Here is a 19,900-nt window from a genome sequence, read left to right as displayed (position 1 = left end):
GAAGCTCCGCCGGGTGCGAAGAGCGCGGGTTCCCGGCGGATTCGCTCAAGGTGCGCGACATCCACCTCGTTCGCCCAGTCGTGGGTCGGGCCTGACGGATCGTCCAGTCCTCAGTCCTCCTCCGAAGAACTCGCCACCGCTACCACCGGCTCAGCCGAGGGATCGCCGGGTCGCGTGCCGAGGCCCGGCGCGGCGGGTCAGTCGGTGTCGGTGAGGGCGGCGGTGGGGTCGCGGTGGGGTGTGCCGGTGGGCCACCAGTCGCCGTCGGTGGCGCGGTAGGGGTACCAGCGGCCGTCGGGGCCGTAGCGCAGTTGTCGGTTGTGGACGGTCCAGCGGTTGCGCCACACGGTGGGTTCGGGGAGTTCGCCGCGTTCCCAGTCGGCGCGGGCGCGGGCGTTGTCGGATTTGCCCGGGGTCCAGGGGTGTTCGAGGACGTCGAGGGCGGGTGCGCCGCCTTGTTGCCAGGCGCGGACGGCGCGGGGGTCGGCGTCGAGGCGGTCGCGCAGCGCGGGGTGGGCGGCGGCCATGCGGATGTGGTCGCGCCGGTCGTCGGGTGCGGGCCACCGGCCGGTGGCCAGGACGTCACGCGCCTTGGCGGCGGCGTCGGCGACGAGCAGCCGCAGGACCTCGACGTCCAGGCCGGGTGCGGGTTCGAAGTCGGGCAGTGGGCCGAGTTCGGCCGGTGGCGGGTCGTCGGGCAGGTCGGCGACGGGTCGGGCGTAGGCGGCGGTGGCCAGGACCCCGGTGGTGGCCAGGATGCCGGTGGGACTGGCGCCGGCGACGACCTCGTCCTGGTCGCGGCCGCGCAGGAGCAGCAGCACCCACGGGTCGGCGTCGAGCAGCCACGACGCCTGGTGGCACAGCGCGGCGGCGTGCTTGCAGGGCAGTTCCCAGCCGGGGCAGGTGCACTCCGGGTCGAGGTCGCCGATGCCGGGCAGCAGGGGCACGCCCGCGTCGGCGGCGGCGTCGGCCAGTTCGCGGGGCATCTCGCGGTCGAGCAGCGCGGCGAGGTGGCCCGCCTTGGCGGCGATCTGGCCGAGGAACCGGTCCCACTCGGCGTCGGTGAGCGGGGTCAGGTGGACCGAGGTCCGGTAGGTGTCCTCGGTGTCGTAGACGGTGGCGGCGAGGCGGCCGGGGCTGACGGTGATGGTGCCGACGAGCCCGGCGTGGGCGTACTTGCGGCCCTGCCGCAGGGGCGCCTGGTCCAGCGAGGTGTCCTCCAGGGCCTGCAGCCACGCCTTGCCCAACCAGGAGCGGGCGCGGCGCACGCCCTTGCCGAACGCGGGGAAGCCCTTGACGCGGTCGCTCACGTGCCGCTCCTGAGTTCGACCAGGTTGCCGAGTTCGTCGTCGGACAGTTCGGTGAACGCGGCGTCGCCGCGGGCCAGGACGGCGTCGGCGAGGTCGCGCTTGGCGCGCAGCATCGCGGCGATGCGGTCCTCGATGGTGCCCTCGGCGATGAGCCGGTGGACCTGCACGGGCCGGGTCTGGCCGATGCGGTGGGCGCGGTCGGTGGCCTGGTCCTCCACGGCCGGGTTCCACCACCGGTCGTAGTGCACGACGTGGTCGGCGCGGGTGAGGTTCAGGCCGGTGCCCGCGGCCTTGAGGGAGAGCAGGAACACCGGGCACTCGCCGTCCTGGAAGCGGCGCACCATGTCCTCGCGGGCGGGGATGGGTGTGCCGCCGTGCAGCAGTTGCGAGGTGATGCCGCGGCCGGCGAGGTGGCGTTCGATGAGGCGCGCCATGGCGACGTACTGGGTGAACACGAGCACCGCGCCGTCCTCGGCGAGGATGGTGTCGATCAGCTCGTCGAGCAGTTCGAGCTTGCCCGACCGGCCGGCGAGCTTCGGCGAGGTCTCCTTGAGGTACTGGGCGGGGTGGTTGCAGACCTGTTTGAGGCCGGTGAGGAGCTTGACGATGCGGCCGCGGCGGGCGATGCCGTCGGCTTCGCGGACCTCGGCCATGAGCTCCCGCACGACCGCCTCGTAGAGCGCGGCCTGTTCGCGGGTGAGGGCGACGGGCTGGTCGGTCTCGGTCTTGGGCGGCAGCTCGGGCGCGATGCCCGGGTCGGTCTTGCGGCGGCGCAGCAGGAACGGCCGCACGAGCCGGGCGAACCGCCCGGCGGCCTCCTGGTCGTGGTCGGCTTCGATGGGCCCGGCCCAGCGGGCCTTGAACTGCGCCATGGTGCCGAGCAGGCCGGGCGTGGTCCAGTCGAGGATGGCCCACAGCTCCGACAGGGCGTTCTCCACCGGGGTGCCGGTGAGGGCGACGCGGGCGCGGGCGGGGATGCGGCGCAACGCCTTGGCGGTGTCCGAGGCGGGGTTCTTCACGTGCTGGGCCTCGTCGGCGACGACCATGCCCCAGCCGACGTCGGCGAGCCGGTCGGCGTCCAGGCGCATGGTGCCGTAGGTGGTGAGCACGAAACCCTCGTGCGCGACCTCGCGGCGGGGGCCGTGGAAGCGGCGGACCGGGACACCGGGCGCGAAGCGCTCGATCTCGCGCTGCCAGTTGCCCATCAGGGACGCGGGGCAGACCACGAGGGTGGGGCCGTCGTCGCGGTGCAGGTGCAGCGCGATCAACGTGATGGTCTTGCCCAGGCCCATGTCGTCGGCCAGGCACGCGCCCAGGCCGAGCGAGGTCATCCGGTCCAGCCAGCGCAGGCCGTGCAGCTGGTAGTCGCGCAGGGTGGCGCGCAGCGCGGGCGGCTGGGCGATCGGGTCGGCGTCGAGGTCGGCGAGCCGGGACTTGAGCTCGTCGAGCCAGCCGGTGGCGGCGACCTCGACCTCGGCGCCGTCGATCCGGGTGGTGCCGGTGAGGGCGGCGCCGAGCGCGTCGATGGCGGTGACGGGTTTGAGGGCGCGCTCGCGGGCGCGGCGGGCGAGCTCGGGGTCGACCAGGGTCCAGCGGTCGCGCAGCCGCACGACGGGCCGGGTGGCCTCGGCGAGCTGGTCCAGTTCGTCGGGGGTCAGCGGGTCGTCGCCCAGGGCGAGCCGCCAGTCCACGGAGGTGAGCTGGTCGGGGCCGAAGAACGCGCGACCAAAGGAAGCGGGCACCTCGGCCGGGCGTTCGCCGATCACGACCTTCGCGGACAGGTCGCGCACCAGGTCCTTCGGCCAGTGCACGTCGACGCCCGCGCCGGCCAGGCGCACGGCGCCGGTGGTGAGCAGGTGCTCCACGTCGGAGTCCAGGAGGGTGACCTCGTCGGGCACCGGTTGGTCGAGCAGCCGTTCCAGCGGAGCCCAGGCGCGGGCGGCGCGGCGCAGGGCGACCGTGGCGTCGGCCCGGGACCGCTGGTTGGCCGAGGACCACAGCTCGGCGGCGTCCACCACGCGGGCCGGGTCGGCCAGGCTGTGCACCTGCACGACCGCGCGGAACGGGCCGAACCCCTCGATCCGCAGCGAGATGCGCACGCCCTGGTCGGCCCAGTCCCGCAGGTGCGGCACGTGCTGGGGCGCGGCGGCGGCGAACGCGGGCGCGCCGGCGGCGTGCACGGCCGCCGCGCCGCGCGGCATGGTGTCGGCGACGGCGTCGAGGAACGCGCGCAGCAGCGGTTCGGCGTCGGGTAGTTCGAGCGGGTCGCGTCCGGGCAGGGGGACGGCGCGGGCGGGCGCGGGCATCGCCTCGGCCAGGTCGCGCACGCGGGCGTGGTCGGCGGCGTCGAGCGGGCCCAGCAGCCAGGCGTCGAAGTCGCCGTCGGTGACCGCGGGCCGCACCCGGCCGCGCGCGACGAGCTGCAACGCCACCACCACGGCCGCGCCCCAGAACGCGGTCGCCGGGTGGGCGTGGGCGGTGCGGCGGGCCCGGCTGAGCAGCGGGATCGCCTCGGCCACCGGCAGCCGCAGGGCCGCGACGGTGCGCCGGGTCCCCTCGGGGGTGGCGACGGTGAGCCGGTCCGCGCCCACCGCGTCGGGCCCGGGTGGCGCGAGCCCGGCAGGCGCGGTGTCGTCCCGGGCGAGCGCCGGGTCCTGGGCGGGGTAGAAGGTGACCGTGGACGTGCGTGGCGGGTCGGCGGCCTCGAAGACGGCCGCGTACCGCTCCAACCCTGTGTTCAGCACTCCCCCTCGCTACTCAAGTTTGAGTATAGCCCAGCTGCCCGGCACACCCGGCGATCCCGGCTCCCCCGCCATCGGGTACGCACCCGCTTCGAGGCGCTGCACCAAGCCCCGCGTCCACTGCGCACCACCGGCCGCGGTGTGCTCCCACAACCCGAACAACTCCTTCACGTGCGGCGGCTCCCGCCACCGCGCCGCCTGCTCGCGGGCCGCGTCACGCCGCGCCTCCAACGCCGCCAACCGCTCGGTGAGCAGACCCACCGCCTCCTCCCGCGACAACGACGGCAACAACGCCAACCCGGCGGCCAGCAGGTCGGGCCGCGTCTCCGGGCGACGCAGCGCGTCCCGCAACAACCCGCGGTACTCCGCCTCCCCCCGGGAGGTGATCTCGTAGTCGGTGCGACCCGGCGGCACGCCGTGATCGGCCAGGCAGCCGTCCTTCGTGAGCTGCTTCAACGCGTGGTAGATCGAGCCCCACTTGACGTTGGCCCACTCCCCCGCGCCCCACGACATCAGGTCGTTGCCGATCAGGTAGCCGTGGGCGCGCCCGTAACCGCGCACCACACCGAGCACCAGCAGCCGTGTTGCCGACATCGCGTCCTCGTCCGGCGGTATCCGGGTTCCGCATTCCCGGTTTCGGCGATCAGGGTAGTTCGCGCAGGATGGACCGGTGACGACCACCAAGATCGACGACGCCGCCCGGCGGGCCCGCCTCGCCCGCCGACACCGGCTCTCCACCCGCGCCGCCGCGGTCGAGGACGTGGTCGACGCGGTGGTGGGTCTGCACGCCACCGACCCGGCCACCGTGTTCCTGTCCGCGTGCGCCCGCCTCGACCACCCGTCGGTGGCCGAGGTCGAGGCCGCGTTCTACGACCGGCACACGCTCGTCCGACTGCTGTGCATGCGCCGCACGATGTTCGCCGTCACCGCCACGACGGCCCCGATCGTGCAGGCCGCCGCCGGCGCGGCCATCGCCGCCAAGGAACGACAGCGGCTGCTCACCCACCTCGCCGAAGGCGTCGGCTGGGACGCCGACCGCCTCGCCGAGGTCGAGAAGGCCACCCTGGAGGCACTGCGGCTGCGCGGCGAGGCCACCGCCGTCGAACTCACCCGCGACGTCCCGGACCTGCTCGAACAGGTCCTCGTGGCACCCGGCAAGCCCTACGAGACCCGCCAGAACGTGTCCAGCCGCATCATCCGCGTACTGGCCGCCGACGGCTGGATGCGCCGCGGCCGCCCCCTCGGCACGTGGCTGAGCACCCAGTTCCGCTGGGCACCCGCCACACCCTGGCCGGAGGTCGACCCCGCCGACGCCCGCGCCGAACTCGCCCGCCGCTGGCTCGCCTCCTACGGCCCCGGCACCGAGGCCGACCTCAAGTGGTGGACCGGCTGGAACCTCGGCCACACCCGCGCGGCCCTCGCCGCCGCCGGCGCCGTCCCGGTCGAGCTGTCCACCGGCGTCGGCCACGCCCTGCCCGACGACCTCGACCCCGTCGAGGAACCCGAGCCGTGGGCGGCACTGCTGCCGGCACTGGATCCGACCCCGATGGGGTGGCAGGCTCGCGACTGGTACCTCCCCGCCCGACACCGGCCACGCCTGTTCGACACCGCGGGCAACGTGGGACCGACCGTCTGGTGGAACGGCGCGGTCGTCGGCGGGTGGGCCCAACGCGCCGACGGCGAACTCGTGTGGGAACTCCTGGAGGACGTGGGCGCGGACGCACGGGCGGCGATCGCCCGGGAAGCGGACCGGTTGACCTCCTGGATCGGCGGGGCGCGCGTGACCCCCCGCTTCCGGACCCCGTTGGAGAAGGAGCTGGCGAGATGATCGTGTTGCGGAGGTTGGACGACGGAGCGGTGGAACGCCTGCTCGGCCTCGCGGTGGCCGACACCGACCCCGCCGACGTGATGCCGCCCGGCTGGACGGTCGACCGGTCCGACGAGTTCCGCGAGTTCTACCGCGGCATGCGGGACGACGCCTACGAGATCGTCGAGGACGACCGCACCGTCGGCATGGTCCGCCTCACCGCCAAGGGCGAGACCGGCATCTGGGTCGCCCGCTGCGCCCGCGGCAACGGCATCGCCCTCGCCGCACTGCGCCGCGTCGTCCAGGAAGCACCCGGACGCGGCGTCACCACCATCGTCGCGGACACCACCACCGACAACGTCGCGGCCCTGACGACCCTCCGCAAAGCCGGCGCCACCCTCGACATCGACGGCCACCGCGTCAGCGCCCGCATCACCGTGCCCGCCGAACCACCAACGGACACCACCCGACACCCCTGACCGGCCCCACCGGACCGCGGACCTCGGCGAACGGCGCGACCAGCGACTACGCCACCACCGAACCGATCACCACGGTCGCCGACAACTCCTCGTCCGACACGACCTCCGCGCACAAACCACCCGCCGCGAACGCCTCCGCCGTCCCCGACGCCTGCCCCGCACCCGTCTCCACCAACAACCGCCCACCCGGCGCCAACCACCGCGCCGCACCCGCGATCACCCGCCGCTGCACGTCGAGACCGTCCGCCCCACCGTCCAACGCCACCCGCGGCTCGTGCTCCCGCGCCTCCGGCGGCATCAACCCGATCGCCCCGGTCGGCACATAAGGCGCGTTCGCCACCAGAACACCCACCCGCCCCACCAACGACACCGGCAACGGCCCGTACAGATCACCCACGTACACCCGACCCGCACCCACGTTGCGACGAGCACACCGCACCGCCACCGGATCCACGTCCACCGCGTGCAACTCCACCCCCGCCACCCGATCCGCCACCGCGGCACCCACCGCACCCGAACCACAACACAGGTCCACCACCACCGCACCCGGCCGCGCCACACCCACCGCCACCCGCACCAGGAACTCCGTGCGCCGACGCGGCACGAACACCCCCGGACCCACCACCACCCGCAACCCGCAGAACTCCGCCCACCCCACCACGTGCTCCAACGGCAACCCGGCCACCCGCCGCGCCGTCAACGACTCCAACTCCTCCGGACCACGCGCCGCGGCCACCAACAACCGCGCCTCGTCCTCCGCGAACACACACCCCGCCGCACGCAACCGCGCGACCACAACACCGACATCGACACCCATGGACCGCGCAACGCCTCTCGCGAGAAACCGCGGGCGCCCCTACCCCACCACGACGCGGCCGGAGGCGACCCGATGTGCACCAGCAGAAATGGGTCTCACCTCCCCGATCCGCGCGAACCGCCACACCGTATCCCAACCACCACCACCGACCCCACCCACCACGACCACCGGCAGGTCAACCCCCACCCTCCCGCGCCACCGCCGCCTCCACCCCGTCCAACAACACGTCCAACCCCGTCACGAAATTCCGCACCGCATCCCGCTCCAGGTACGGCACGCACTCATCCCCCTCCACCGCCGGCGGCTCCTCCGCACCGATCACCGCCGACAACGGGAACCGCTCCGCGAAATCCGGCGCCACCTCCTCGAACACCCCCACCCGCGCGAACCACCACTCCTCATCGGTCATCCCCGTCTCCCGCGCCGCCCGCCGCGACTCCGCGATCACCCCCGCCGCACCCCGCACGAACTGCACCACCGCACCCACCACACCCCGCAACACCGACGACCGCAGCCCCGTCGACCACAGGATCCGCACCAACGCCTCCAGCATCGCGAACTCGTTCGGCCCCAACACCGGCCGCGCCTGCGACACCTGCAACACCCACGGGTGCGCCAGGAAGAACGCCCGCGCGTCCTCCGCCCACGCCCGCAACGCCGGCCGCCACCCGCCCTCCAGCGAGTACTCCGTCGGCAACTCCCCCAACACCCGGTCGTACATCAGGTCCAACAACTCGGCCTTGCTCGGCACGTACGTGTACAACGCCATCGCCGAACGCCCCAACCGCTCACCCACCGCACGCATCGACAACGCCGCCATGCCGTCCCGATCCGCCACCTCGACCGCCGCGTCCACGATCACGTCCACGCTCAGCCCCGAGCCCGAACCCCCACCGGGCCCACGCCACAACAACCGCATCGACCGACCCGCGTCACCCTGCCCGGCGAAGACCGCCACTTGCCGCCCCCTTACACCGTAAAGTAACGTGCCGACGTCACCTTACGACATAAACAAACCAGGGGGAAGCCAGGCGATGGCCGCACCAGCCGACAGCCACGACGTCATCCAAGTACGCGGCGCCAGGGAGAACAACCTCGCCGACATCTCCGTCGACATCCCCAAACGACGACTCACCGTCTTCACCGGCGTCTCCGGCTCCGGCAAGTCCTCCCTCGTCTTCGGCACCATCGCCGCCGAATCCCAACGACTCATCAACGAGACCTACACCGCGTTCATCCAATCCTTCATGCCCAACCTCGGCCGACCCGACGTCGACGCACTGCGCAACCTCAGCGCCGCCATCATCGTCGACCAGGAACGCATGGGCGCCAACTCACGCTCCACCGTCGGCACCGCCACCGACGCCAACACCATGCTCCGCATCCTCTTCAGCCGACTCGGCCAACCCCACGTCGGCACCTCCGGCGCCTTCAGCTTCAACCTCCCCGAAGGCATGTGCCCCACCTGCGAAGGCCTCGGCCGCGTCTCCGCCGTCGACGTCGACCAACTCGTCGACCGCACCAAATCCCTCACCGAGGGCGCCATCACCATCCCCGGCTTCACCGTCGACAACTGGTACGTCCAGACCTACGTCCAATCAGGCTTCTACGATCCCGACAAAAAACTCCTGGACTTCACCGACGAAGAATGGGACGCCTTCCTCCACCGCGAAACCACCAAGGTCAAAATTGGCAAGACCAACGTCACCTACGAAGGCCTCCTGGTCAAGGTCCAACGCCTCTACCTCGGCAAAGACCGAGAATCCATGCAACCCCACGTCCGCGCCTTCGTCGACCGCGCCGTCACCTTCACCCGGTGCCCCGACTGCCACGGCGCCCGCCTCAACGCCGCCGCCCTCTCCGCCAAGATCGACGGCCGCAACATCGCCGACTGCTCCACCATGCAGATCAGCGACCTCGCCGACTGGGTCGCCAAGATCACCGACCCCTCCGTCGGCCCCATGCTCACCACCCTCCGGGAACTCCTCGACAACCTCGTCGAGATCGGCCTCGGTTACCTCAGCCTCGACCGACCCGCCGCCACCCTCTCCGGCGGCGAGGCCCAACGCGTCAAGATGGTCCGCCACGTCGGCTCCGCCCTCACCGACGTCACCTACGTCTTCGACGAACCCACCATCGGCCTGCACCCCCACGACATCCAACGCATGAACGACCTCCTGCTCCGCCTGCGCGACAAGGGCAACACCGTCCTGGTCGTCGAGCACAAACCCGAGACCATCGGCATCGCCGACCACGTCATCGACCTCGGCCCCGGCGCCGGCGTCAACGGCGGCCACATCACCTTCACCGGCACCGTCGACCAACTCCGCGCCTCCGACACCCTCACCGGCCGCCACCTCGACCACCGCGCCCGACTCCGCGACCACGTCCGCACGCCCACCGGCCGACTGCCCATCACCGGCGCCACCCTCCACAACCTCAAGGACGTCGACGTCGACATCCCCCTCGGCGTCCTCACCGTCGTCACCGGCGTCGCCGGATCCGGCAAGAGCTCCCTCATCCACGGCTCCCTCGCCCGCCGCGACGACGCCGTCACCGTCGACCAGGCACCCATCCGCGGCTCACGGCGCTCCAACCCCGCCACCTACACCGGCCTGCTCGACCCCATCCGCACCGCCTTCGCCAAGGCCAACGGCGTCAAGGCCGCCCTGTTCAGCGCCAACTCCGAAGGCGCCTGCCCCAAGTGCAAGGGCATCGGCCTCGTCTACACCGACCTCGCGATGATGGCCGGCGTCGCCACCGTCTGCGAGGAGTGCGAGGGCAAGCGGTTCACCGCCGAAGTCCTCACCCACACCCTGCGCGGCCGCAACATCAGCGAGGTCCTCGGCATGTCCGTCACCGAGGCCCGCGACTTCTTCACCGAGAAGCAGGCCAAGGCCATCCTCGACCGGCTCGTCGACGTCGGCCTCGGCTACCTCTCCCTCGGCCAACCCCTCACCACCCTGTCCGGCGGCGAACGGCAGCGGCTCAAGCTCGCCATCCACATGGCCGAGAAGGCGTCCACCTACATCCTCGACGAGCCCACCACCGGACTGCACCTCGCCGACGTCGACCAGCTGCTCGCCCTGCTCGACCGGCTCGTGGACGACGGCAACACCGTCATCGTGATCGAGCACCACCAGGCCGTCATGGCCCACGCCGACTGGATCATCGACCTCGGTCCCGGCGCGGGCCACGACGGCGGGCGGATCGTCTTCACCGGCACCCCGGCCGAGCTGGTCGGGAACGCCTCCACCCTGACCGCCCAACACCTCCGGACCTACGTGGGCGCCTGACCGTCCCGGCGGGTTTGATGGGCTCTTCCTCCGGTGTTCGCTCCAGCACCGGAGGAAGAGCTTTTTTAGTCAACACTGAAGTTATCGAGAGGTTTGACCAGTGGGGCGAGGGTCACCCCATCGGGGCCGGGACGTCGTTCGGAATACCGCAGGTCGTTCCTCCCGCCGGCCGATTGTCCGGCCCCGAGCACTCCTCTAATGTTGCCGATCACGTCCGCGCGAACGTGATCGCAGAACCTCCGCTCCCCGGCCGACCCGTGCCGCTCTCGGGTCTGCCGGAAACCCTGCATGAGGGAGAACCCTGCAATGGGAGACGTTCGCGGATCCAGACGAGCCCTGATCGCGTTAGCCACGGTCGCGGTGACGGCCACGGCGCTGGCCACCGGCGCCACACCCGCCGCGGCCGAAGGCGACATCCTCGGCACGACCAACCCGACCGCCATCAAGGACAGCTACATCGTCGTCTACGACGAGCTGTCCACCCAGAGCGTCGACGCGCTCACCGCCGACCTCAGCGCCAAGTACGACGCCGAGGTCGACTTCACCTACCGCCACGCGCTCCAGGGCTTCGCCGGCACGCTGTCCGAGAAGGACGCGCGTCGCCTGGCCGCCGAGCCCGGCGTGGCCTACGTCCAGCAGAACGGCGAGGTCCAGGCGACCGGGACGCAGCCGAACCCGCCGTCGTGGGGCCTGGACCGGATCGACCAGCGCGACCTGCCGCTGGACTCGTCCTACACCTACCCCAACGACGGCACCGGCGTCACCGCCTACATCATCGACACCGGCATCCGGACCACCCACTCCGACTTCGGTGGCCGGGCCGCCTGGGGCACCAACACCGTCGACACCAACAACACCGACTGCAACGGCCACGGCACCCACGTCGCCGGCACCGTCGGCGGCACCTCCCACGGCGTGGCCAAGGGCGTGCGGCTCATCGCGGTCAAGGTGCTCAACTGCGCCGGCTCCGGCTCGTTCGCCGGCGTCGCCGCGGGCATCGACTGGGTCACCGGCCACCACACCTCCGGCCCGGCCGTGGCGAACATGAGCCTCGGGGGCCAGGGCAGCGACCCGACCGGCGAGACCGCGGTCCGCAACTCCATCGCCGACGGCGTCACCTACGCGATCGCGTCGGGCAACTCCAACGCCAACGCGTGCAACTTCACCCCGGCCCGCGTCGCCGAGGCGATCACCGTCAACGCCTCCACCAACACCGACGCGCGCGCCTCGTTCTCGAACTTCGGCACCTGCACCGACATCTTCGCGCCGGGCCAGAACATCACCTCGGCGTGGATGACCAACGACACCGCCACCAACACCATCAGCGGCACGTCCATGGCGGCGCCGCACGTGGCGGGTGGTGCGGCGGTCCTGCTCGGCGCCACCCCCTCCCTGACGCCCGCGCAGGTCGCGAGCGCCATGATCGGCAACGCCACCCCGAACAAGATCACCAGCCCGGGTACCGGCTCGCCGAACCAGCTGCTGTTCGTCAACACCGGCGACCCCGGCCCCGGCAACCCGTCGGTCACCCCGCCGGGCAACCAGACCGGCACCGTCGGCTCCCCCACCAGCCTCCAGCTGAAGGCCTCCGGCGGCACGCCGCCGTACACGTGGTCGGCCACCGGCCTGCCGCCCGGCCTGACGCTCGCCACGGCCACCGGCCTGATCTCCGGCACGCCCACCACCGCGGGCACGTACACCGTCACCGCCACGGCGACCGACAGCGCGGGCAAGTCGGCGAGCACCACGTTCACCTGGACCGTCAACCCGCCCGGCGGCTCGTGCGCCGCACCCGGCGAGAAGGTGGTCAACGGCGGCTTCGAGAGCGGCACGACCGGCTGGTCGAACGCCACCCACACCATCGCCGCGTGGACCGGCGACGGCGCTCCGCGCACCGGCTCCCGCTCCTCGTGGATCAGCGGCTACGGCTACAGCAACACCGAGACGCTGACCCAGACCGTCACCGTCCCGGCGGGCTGCGCCAACACCACCCTGTCGCTGTGGCTGAAGATCAGCACCGACGAGTACGAGCCGGAGGTGTTCGACACCTTCACGGTCAAGGCGGGCGCGACCACCCTGGCGACCTACACCAACCTCAACCCGTCCGGCTACCAGGTGCGCACCTTCAGCCTGGGCGCGTACGCGGGTCAGAGCGTCACGCTGAGCTTCACCGGCACGGAGGACTGGTCCTACCAGACCTCGTTCGTGCTGGACGACGTCTCGGTGAACGCGGCCTGATCACGAGCGTGGGGAGGGCGGGAGCACACCCGCCCTCCCCCGCCGGTCAGCAGGCGATCGGGGACCTGCCGACCACGACGTCGTCGTACCAGAGGGTGTTCGCGCCGTCGCCGTAGCTCTCCCAGCCCAACCGCAGGTCGGTGACCGCGGGCCGCCAGTTCGTCTTGCGCAGCCACTGCGCGTCGACGTCGGCCGTCGGCACGCCATCGGCGACCAGACCCTCGACCACCGCGCCGTTCAGCGACGTGGAGAGCCGACCCGCCGGGTCGACGGTGAACTGCACGCAGTTCCACTGGCCGGTGGGCAGCGGCTTGCTCTTGGACACGCCCACCGGGCTCTGCTCGGGCAGCGTGGCGTCGTCGGACTCGCGGTTCCACTGCAGCGCCGCGCCCTGGCCGCCCATCCGCAGGTCCTTGCCGCCGTCGGCGGAGTCCTTCATCGCCATGAACGTCACGTGCTGCTGCGGCAGCGCCGTGGTGTGGCGGACGTAGAACCGGCCGTGCACGGTGGACGACCCGGTCACCGGGGTGCCGAAGAAGATGTGGTTGCAGTAGCCCGACGCGCCGTTGACCCGCACCGACTTCGAGCCGCTGTGCGCGACCGAGTTGTCGATGGCGACCGTGCCCTGGCCGGTGCAGTTGGCCGCGCCGACGGTCCAGCGACCCGACGGGGTCGACCCGGTCTGCTGCTCGAAGTCGTCGCACAGCAGCGCGGTGCCGCAGTCGACCGGCACGTCCGATGTCGTCGTGGTGGTCGTAGTAGTGGTCGTGGTCGTCGTCGTGGTGGTGCTCGTCGGGCCGTCACCACTGCACGAGACGCCGTTGAACGCGAAGTCGGTCGGCGTCGCGTTCGTGCCGCTGTAGGTGGCCTGGAACCCGAACTGGGCGCTCGCGCCCGTGGCCAACGTGCCGTTCCACGGCATGCTCGATGCCGTCACCTGCGCGCCGGACTGCTTCACGTCGGCGCTCCACCCGGAGCTGATCGCCTGGTTGCCGGCGAACGTCCAGCTGAGCTTCCACGAGGTGACCGGAGCGGACTGGTTGGTCACGGTCACGTTGGCGGTGAACCCGGTGGACCACTGGTTGAGCTTGTAGTCCACGGCGCAGACGGGAGCCGCACCCGCGGTGCTGGCCCCGCCGACCACCACCAACCCGGCTATCGACACCACAGCGGCCACCGCCGCCAGAAGATTTCGCACAACAACCCCTTCGTTGTCGTTTCTGGGAGCGTTCCCAGAAACCGACTGTAACGATTCCGTCACCCCAACGGAATACCCCGCCTGCCGCAACGGTCACTCGACCGGGCGGCTACCTCGGCGGGAGCGGGGCGTCCAGCACGGTCACGGTGCCGCGCCCGCCGTCCACGCGGACGCGGTCGCCGGTCTTGATGCGGGTGGTGGCGTTGCCGCAGCCGACGACGGCGGGGATGCCCAGCTCGCGCGCGACGATCGCGGCGTGCGACAGCGGCGCGCCGACGTCGGTCACCACTGCGGCGGCACGCGGGAACAGCGGCGTCCAGCCGATGTTGGTCACCGTGGTGACCAGGACCTCGCCCCGTTCGAGGGCCTCGCCGTCGGCGACGTCGTGGATCACCCGCGCCACGCCCTCCACGACGCCCGCCGCGCCGGGGAACCCGGACACGGCGTCGCCCGGAGGTGCCGCGGAGGCGTCGTGGACGTCCGACCTGCGGTCCGGGTCCGCGGCCCAGGCCTCCGGGTCGAACCGGCCCCGGATCACCGTCGGGTACGGCGGCAGCGCGCGGTAGCGGTCGTACGCGGCACGGCGTGCGGGCACCGACGCCAACGGCGTCCCGTCGCCTGCCAGCACCCGCACGGTGTCCTGGATCGGCAGGAAGAACAGGGCGTCGCCGTGCCCGGTCACCTCACCGGCCCGCACCAGGAAGGCCCGCAGCACGGCGAACGTCCGGGCGAACTCCGACCGGGCCCGTTCCCGTTCGCGGGCCCGCGCGGCGAGCGCGTCCACCTGTCGGCGCAGCCGCGTCACCTTGCCGGGGTGGGCGGCGCGCAGCCGGTCCCACGCCGCGTCGCGCACGGCCGCCTGCCGGGCCAACAGCTCGTCGGGGTCGACGCCGATGTCGCCGGGGTACGGCCACGCCGGATCCTCGGCCGGGCGCGGCGCCGACACCTCGAACTCGTCGGCGAACCGGTGCCCGTGCCGCCGGACGTACTCCTCGCGGGTGATCCCGCCGCGGCGCAGCCGGGCCAGACCGAGCACCGGGCCCAGGCTCTCCAGCTCGCCCGCCGCGCCGTGCGCGCCGGTCAGCAACGCGGTCGTGTCGTCCTCCCCCACCAGCTCCACCAACCGGCGGCGGACCTTGACCGACGCCGTGGAGCCGGTGCGCGCGCCCGCGTCGAACACCCTGGCGTCCACGTGCAGCAGCTCGTCCACATCGGACTTCCACAGCGCGAGCAGCTCGGCGGGCGTGGTGGCGGCGCGGAAGGCGGCGCGCAGCCGGTCGGCCCGACCCGGGGCGGACACCAGCAGGCCGTCGATCCTGGCCCGGAACTCCCGGCCCTGCCGGAGGAACGGCAGCGCCGCGCCGACCGCCGCGCGCAGCACCGCCAGGCGTGACATCGGCAGCGGTGGCACCCGCACGCCCGCCGGGATGCGGCCGAAGTACTGCTCGACGGCCCGGAGGGCGAACCCGCCGAGGCCGAGCGCCCGGCCGACCGCCAGCGCGACGCTGAGGTTGAGGTAGAAGCGGCCGCCGATGTTGCCCGAGGTCGGGTGCCCGGAGATCGGCGGCTGCGCGAGCACCCGGGCCAACGACCAGGTCGCGGGCGTCATCACGCTCGGCACGGCTTCGCGCAGGTTCGCGCACGTCCACAGGTAGTCGCCGAGCAGGGTGTCGTTCCAGACCTCGGGCAACGCCGTGATCGGGCGGGCCTGCAGCACGGCGATCCGACCGTCGGCCACGGCCCACTCGACGTCCACCGGCACGCCGTAGAGGTCCTGGATCCGCGCCCCGAGCCCGGCCAGTTCCCGCACCCGCGCGTCGGACAGCAGCGCACCACCCGACCGGCGCACCACGCCGTCGGCGGACACCACGTACTCGTCGGGCGTGACCGTGCCGCCGACCAGGGCCTCACCGAGGCCGGGCGCGGCGTTGACGACCGTCTCGGTCCGCGAGCCGGTGACCGGGTTGGCGGTGAACAGCACACCGGCCGCGGCCGCGGGGACCATCCGCTGCACCACGACGGCGAGTGCCACGTCGGTGATGCCGTTGCGGGCGCGGTAGGCGATGGCGCGTGCCGTCCACAGCGACGCCCAGCACCGCTTGACCGCGTCGAGCACGTCGTCACCGGACACGTCGAGGAACGTGTCGTGCTGGCCGGCGAACGACAGGTCCGGCAGGTCCTCGGCGGTCGCCGACGACCGCACCGCGACCGGCCCGGGAGGCAGGGCCGCACGGATGGCCTCGGCGATGTCGTCGGGCACGTCGCGGCGTTCGAAGGCGGCGGCGATCGCGGCGGCCGCGTCCGCCTGCCCCGCGCGGAGCTCCAGGTCGAGACCGGCGGTGAACCGGCGGTAGGCGTGCGTGGTCAGGTGGAAGCCGTCCGGCACGGGCAGACCCGCCGCGGCGAGCCTGGCCAGCGAGGCACCCTTCCCGCCGACGGTCTCCAGGTCGGCGTCGGGATCGGCGAGCGGCAGCACCAGCGCGGTGGTTCCCATCCCCCGATCCTTGCACCGACCGGCGACGGGCCGATCACGTGCGGCGATCGTCACGCCGTCCGCGGGTCGCCGAGCGCTTCGCACCGCGGCACCACCGGCGGTGTCGGCTTCGACACGGCCGGCGCGGCGACAGGAGGTTCGGGTCGAGGGGACGACAGGGTGGGCGTCGAGTCGACCGTGGGCCGGGTGGCCGCGGTGACGGGTGGCGTGGGCTCCTGCTGTCGCAGCCCGCAAGAAGCCGCGGTCACCGTGAGGAGTGCGCCCGCGACCAGCACCAGCTGGGGCGACCTCATCACCCATCACTTCCGCAAGACGACGGGATGTACCAACGAGGTCGCTCCACGCGGCCTCGTGTTACCGCGCCGATCCGGGTGAACCCGAGCACCGATCAGCGCAGCGGGCGCGGAAGCCAGTAGGTTCCCGGCGCGCGGGTGGGGTGATCCCCGCGCGCCGGGGGCGGTCACAGGCCGTTGGTGAACAGCAGGCGGTTGACCGTGCCGCCGGTGCCGCCGCCGCTGACGACGTTCGGCGTGGCGCTGGAGTTCAGCCAGTTGTGCACGGTGGCCGACGGCTGGTCGCCGAACCGCTGCTTGTAGAGCGCGGCCACGCCCGCGACGTGCGGCGTCGCCATCGACGTTCCGCTCATCGTGCCCGAGCCGCCGGTGCGCACGGTCGAGACGATGGCGTTGCCCGGCGCGTAGATGTCGACGCACGCGCCCGTGCTGGAGGAGGACGAACGGGCGTCGGTGCTGGTGGAGGACGCCACCACGCTGGCCGTCTCCACCTTGCGCGGCAGGCGGTCGCACGAGTTGCCGCCGGTGTTGCCCGCCGAGGTGGCCAGGAAGACGCCCGCGGCGATCATGTTGCGGATCGCGGTCTCCAGGCCGGCCGACGCGGTGAAGTTCCACGACGTGTTCGCCACGGCCGGCTTGGTGTGGTTGGCCGTCACCCAGTTGATCGCGTTGAGCGCCGAGGTGGTGGTCGCGCTGCCGGAGCAGCTCATCATCTTCACGCCGTGCAGCCGCACGCCCTTGGCGATGCCGTAGGTGGCGGAGCCGATCGTGCCGGCGACGTGCGTGCCGTGGCCGTGGCAGTCGGTGTTGTTGGTGTCGTAGCCGTTGTAGTCGAACGTGGCCCGGCCGCCGTAGTCCGCGTGGCCCGGCGTGATGCCGGTGTCGATGATGTAGGCGTGGACGCCCGCGCCGGTGTAGGCGTAGGTGTAGGACTTGGACAGCGGCAGGTTGCGCTGGTCGACCCGGTCGATGCCCCACGACGGCGGGTTGGCCTGGGTGGCGTCGAGCGCGTCGGTGACCAGCACGTCCTGTTCGATCGTGGTGACCGCCGGGTCGCGGCTGAGCTTGCGCAGCTGCGCGGGGGTCAGCTTGGCGGCGAACCCGTTGAGCGCGGCGTTCCAGACGTGGGTCGGTGTGACACCGGCCGTCGCGGCCACGCTCGCACCGCTGCGCGCGGACGGGTCCAGCAGCACGATGTAGGAGTCCTTGACCGGGTGGACGGTCGCGGACGCCGTCGCGAGGACGATGTCCGCCTGGTGCGGGGACTCGGCCGCGGCGGCACCGGTGGTGAGCCCGACGACGGTGGTCGCGGCGGCCAGGACGGCGAGTGTTCGGTGGAGAGGACGCACGGGTTGGCTCCTTCGGGTGAACCCGGACGAGTGCGCTCCGACGCAGGGTTGACGGAGTCGACTTCTCACTCGTCCGTGATTCAGACCAGCAGCCTGACCAGCGGTTATGCCATGGTCAACGGAGGTCGGCCGAACGGCCGCCCGGCCCGTCACGCACGGTGGACATAACGGACAACTGGTAACGCCCGGTTCGCTCGGGTGGGCGCTAGGCGGGTGCCGACCGGCGCAGTGCGACACACGGGTGCTGGACGTAGGACTCTCGCGAGAGTCCTACGTCCAGCACGCGAGAGTCCTACGTCCGGCGCACCCGAGTTCGACGCTCAGCCCGGTTCCACGCCCAGCGCGGTTCGATGCTCAGCGCGGTTCGACGCTCAGCGCGTCCGGCACCGACGCTCAGCGCGTGTGCACGAGCAGCGAGTCGACACCGTGGACGATCGACGCGGTGCGGAACGCGGGCCGCTCGTCGGCCAGGCGCAGCCGGGGGAACCGGCGCAGGAGGGCCGGGTACGCGGCGCGCAGCTCCAGCCGCGCCAGCTCCGCGCCCACGCAGCGGTGCGCGCCGTGCCCGAACGCCAGGTGCGACGACGTCGGGCGGCTCGGGTCGAAGTCGGACACGTCCTCGCGGTTGGCCGCCGACAGCGACACCACGACGACGTCCCCCTCCTCGATCTGCTGGTCGCCGACCAGCAACGGGTGCCGGGCGAACCGCGGGAACGCCACCTGCACCACGCTCAGGTGCCGCAGCAGCTCCTCGACCATCGGCGCGGCGGCCGCGTCGTCGTCACGCATCGCCGCACGCGCGGCGTCGTCCTTCAGCAGCACGATCGCGCCCAGCGCGAGCATCGACGCCGTCGTGTCGAACCCCCCGGTCAGCACGCCGTCGGCCAGACCGGCCAGCTCGACGTCGCTCACGTCGTCGCCGTGCTGGCGGATGATCGAACCGATCAGCCCGTCACCCGGCGACCGGCGCTCGCGGCGCACGATCTCCTCCATGTAGGACAGCGACTCGGAGATCGCGCCCAAGGCCTGCCCCGCGTTGCCGAACAGGTCGAACCGCGCCGCCGCGAGCTCCTGGAACCGGTCGCGGTCCTCATAGGGCACGCCCAGCAGCTCGCAGATCGTCAGCGACGGGATCGGCAGCGCGAACTCCTCGACCAGGTCGACCGGCCCGTCGGCGGCCTCCATGGCGTCCAGCCGCTCGGTGACGATCGCGTCGATGCGCGGCACCAGCCGTGACAGCCTGCGCATGGTGAACTCCGGCGTGAGCAGCTTGCGCAGCCGGGTGTGGTCGGGCGGGTCGGCGAAGCCGAGACCGCCGGGCGACTGCTCGACCCGACCGACCGCGGCGCCGAGCCGGGCGTAGTCGTTGCTGAACGCACCTGTGTCGGAAAGCACCTTCTTGGCTTCGTCCTGACCGGTGACCAACCACACGCGCAAGCCGAACGGCACCGGGATCCGATGCACCGCGCCGGCCTCCCGCATCCGCTCCAGCTCGGCGACCGGCACCACCCCGTCCCGCTTCAGCGGAACCAGCGCACGGTCCGGGAGCAGCGCAAACGCCCGCGAACCGATCTTGCCCAGCACCCACCGCGTCGCCGAACGCCGTGCGACCCACGCCACCAAGCCGTCGCGCACGGACGCCAGAGTCGTCATCGAACACCCCTCTTCCCCAGGTCGAATGACCGACGGTAACCGTACGTAGGGGTGAGCAGCATCGCGCTAGAGGCGGATTGACACGCCATGGCCCGTGACAGACGATCGGCAATCGCGCGTGAAACGGGGGAAGCCGGTCGAAATCCGGCGCTGACCCGCAACGGTAGGTCCCACCCGGGACGAGCCCGAACACCCGTCGCGCGTGCCACGCTCCTGACACCGTCG

The 19,900-nt window shown here is 72.3% G+C and carries 14 protein-coding genes and 1 riboswitch; of the genes, 4 read left to right on the top strand and 10 right to left on the bottom strand.

Annotation, left to right across the window (positions count from 1 at the left end):
• Positions 1–197: 197 nt before the first annotated feature.
• From AB0K14_RS20145 to AB0K14_RS20135, 3 genes are read right to left on the bottom strand one after another with little or no spacing between them, the layout of a single operon-like run.
• A complete protein-coding gene (locus AB0K14_RS20145) occupies positions 198–1,310 on the bottom strand; it encodes an SWIM zinc finger family protein (protein ID WP_360451419.1) in 1,113 nt (370 codons plus the stop codon).
• Complete coding sequence (locus tag AB0K14_RS20140) at positions 1,307–4,054, bottom strand: DEAD/DEAH box helicase (protein WP_360451416.1); 2,748 nt, start codon at positions 4,052–4,054, stop codon at positions 1,307–1,309. Before AB0K14_RS20140 ends, AB0K14_RS20145 begins: the two co-directional genes overlap by 4 nt.
• Before the next feature lie 9 nt (positions 4,055–4,063).
• Positions 4,064–4,645: a PadR family transcriptional regulator gene (locus AB0K14_RS20135; protein WP_360451413.1), complete on the bottom strand. Its 582-nt coding sequence runs from the start codon at positions 4,643–4,645 to the stop codon at positions 4,064–4,066.
• A gap of 76 nt (positions 4,646–4,721) precedes the next feature.
• Here AB0K14_RS20135 and AB0K14_RS20130 point away from each other — a divergent pair, with 76 nt between their 5' ends.
• A complete protein-coding gene (locus tag AB0K14_RS20130) occupies positions 4,722–5,879 on the top strand; it encodes a winged helix DNA-binding domain-containing protein (protein WP_360451410.1) in 1,158 nt (385 codons plus the stop codon).
• Positions 5,876–6,337 carry a GNAT family N-acetyltransferase gene (locus AB0K14_RS20125; protein WP_360451407.1) on the top strand — a complete coding sequence of 154 codons (462 nt, stop codon included), beginning with the start codon at positions 5,876–5,878 and terminating at the stop codon, positions 6,335–6,337. The genes AB0K14_RS20130 and AB0K14_RS20125 overlap by 4 nt, the downstream gene beginning before the upstream one ends.
• A 46-nt stretch (positions 6,338–6,383) precedes the next feature.
• Here the strand turns inward: AB0K14_RS20125 and AB0K14_RS20120 are convergent, their stop codons facing one another.
• A complete protein-coding gene (locus AB0K14_RS20120; RefSeq protein ID WP_360451404.1) occupies positions 6,384–7,154 on the bottom strand; it encodes a putative protein N(5)-glutamine methyltransferase in 771 nt (256 codons plus the stop codon).
• A 175-nt stretch (positions 7,155–7,329) separates the two neighbouring features.
• Positions 7,330–8,112 (bottom strand): TetR/AcrR family transcriptional regulator, encoded by a 783-nt coding sequence (locus AB0K14_RS20115; protein WP_360451401.1) that lies wholly within the window; start codon positions 8,110–8,112, stop codon positions 7,330–7,332.
• A 76-nt stretch (positions 8,113–8,188) separates the two neighbouring features.
• On the opposite strand from AB0K14_RS20115, the gene AB0K14_RS20110 reads away from it, so the two are divergent.
• Positions 8,189–10,450 (top strand): excinuclease ABC subunit UvrA, encoded by a 2,262-nt coding sequence (locus tag AB0K14_RS20110; RefSeq protein WP_360451791.1) that lies wholly within the window; start codon positions 8,189–8,191, stop codon positions 10,448–10,450.
• A 360-nt stretch (positions 10,451–10,810) separates the two neighbouring features.
• Positions 10,811–12,688, top strand: a complete 1,878-nt coding sequence (locus AB0K14_RS20105; RefSeq protein WP_360451398.1) for a S8 family peptidase — start codon at positions 10,811–10,813, stop codon at positions 12,686–12,688.
• A 46-nt stretch (positions 12,689–12,734) separates the two neighbouring features.
• On the opposite strand, the gene AB0K14_RS20100 is transcribed toward AB0K14_RS20105, so the two are convergent.
• The 5 genes from AB0K14_RS20100 to AB0K14_RS20080 form a co-directional block, all read right to left on the bottom strand.
• Complete coding sequence (locus AB0K14_RS20100) at positions 12,735–13,886, bottom strand: cellulose-binding domain-containing protein (protein WP_360451395.1); 1,152 nt, start codon at positions 13,884–13,886, stop codon at positions 12,735–12,737.
• A gap of 109 nt (positions 13,887–13,995) precedes the next feature.
• Positions 13,996–16,380, bottom strand: coding sequence for a PEP/pyruvate-binding domain-containing protein (locus AB0K14_RS20095; protein WP_360451392.1), 2,385 nt, complete (start codon positions 16,378–16,380; stop codon positions 13,996–13,998).
• A gap of 50 nt (positions 16,381–16,430) precedes the next feature.
• On the bottom strand, positions 16,431–16,673 hold the full coding sequence (locus AB0K14_RS20090) for a hypothetical protein (protein WP_360451389.1): 243 nt from the start codon (positions 16,671–16,673) through the stop codon (positions 16,431–16,433).
• 167 nt (positions 16,674–16,840) lie between these two features.
• Positions 16,841–18,022 (bottom strand): S8 family peptidase, encoded by a 1,182-nt coding sequence (locus AB0K14_RS20085; RefSeq protein ID WP_360451386.1) that lies wholly within the window; start codon positions 18,020–18,022, stop codon positions 16,841–16,843.
• Between the two features lie 393 nt (positions 18,023–18,415).
• Positions 18,416–19,675, bottom strand: a complete 1,260-nt coding sequence (locus AB0K14_RS20080; RefSeq protein WP_360451383.1) for a cytochrome P450 — start codon at positions 19,673–19,675, stop codon at positions 18,416–18,418.
• A gap of 92 nt (positions 19,676–19,767) precedes the next feature.
• Positions 19,768–19,891, top strand: a riboswitch (cobalamin riboswitch).
• Positions 19,892–19,900 lie beyond the last annotated feature (9 nt).

The sequence above is a fragment of the Actinosynnema sp. NPDC050801 genome, assembly GCF_040673975.1.
GTDB lineage: Bacteria > Actinomycetota > Actinomycetes > Mycobacteriales > Pseudonocardiaceae > Actinosynnema.
This window is presented reverse-complemented; position numbering and strand designations above follow the sequence as displayed.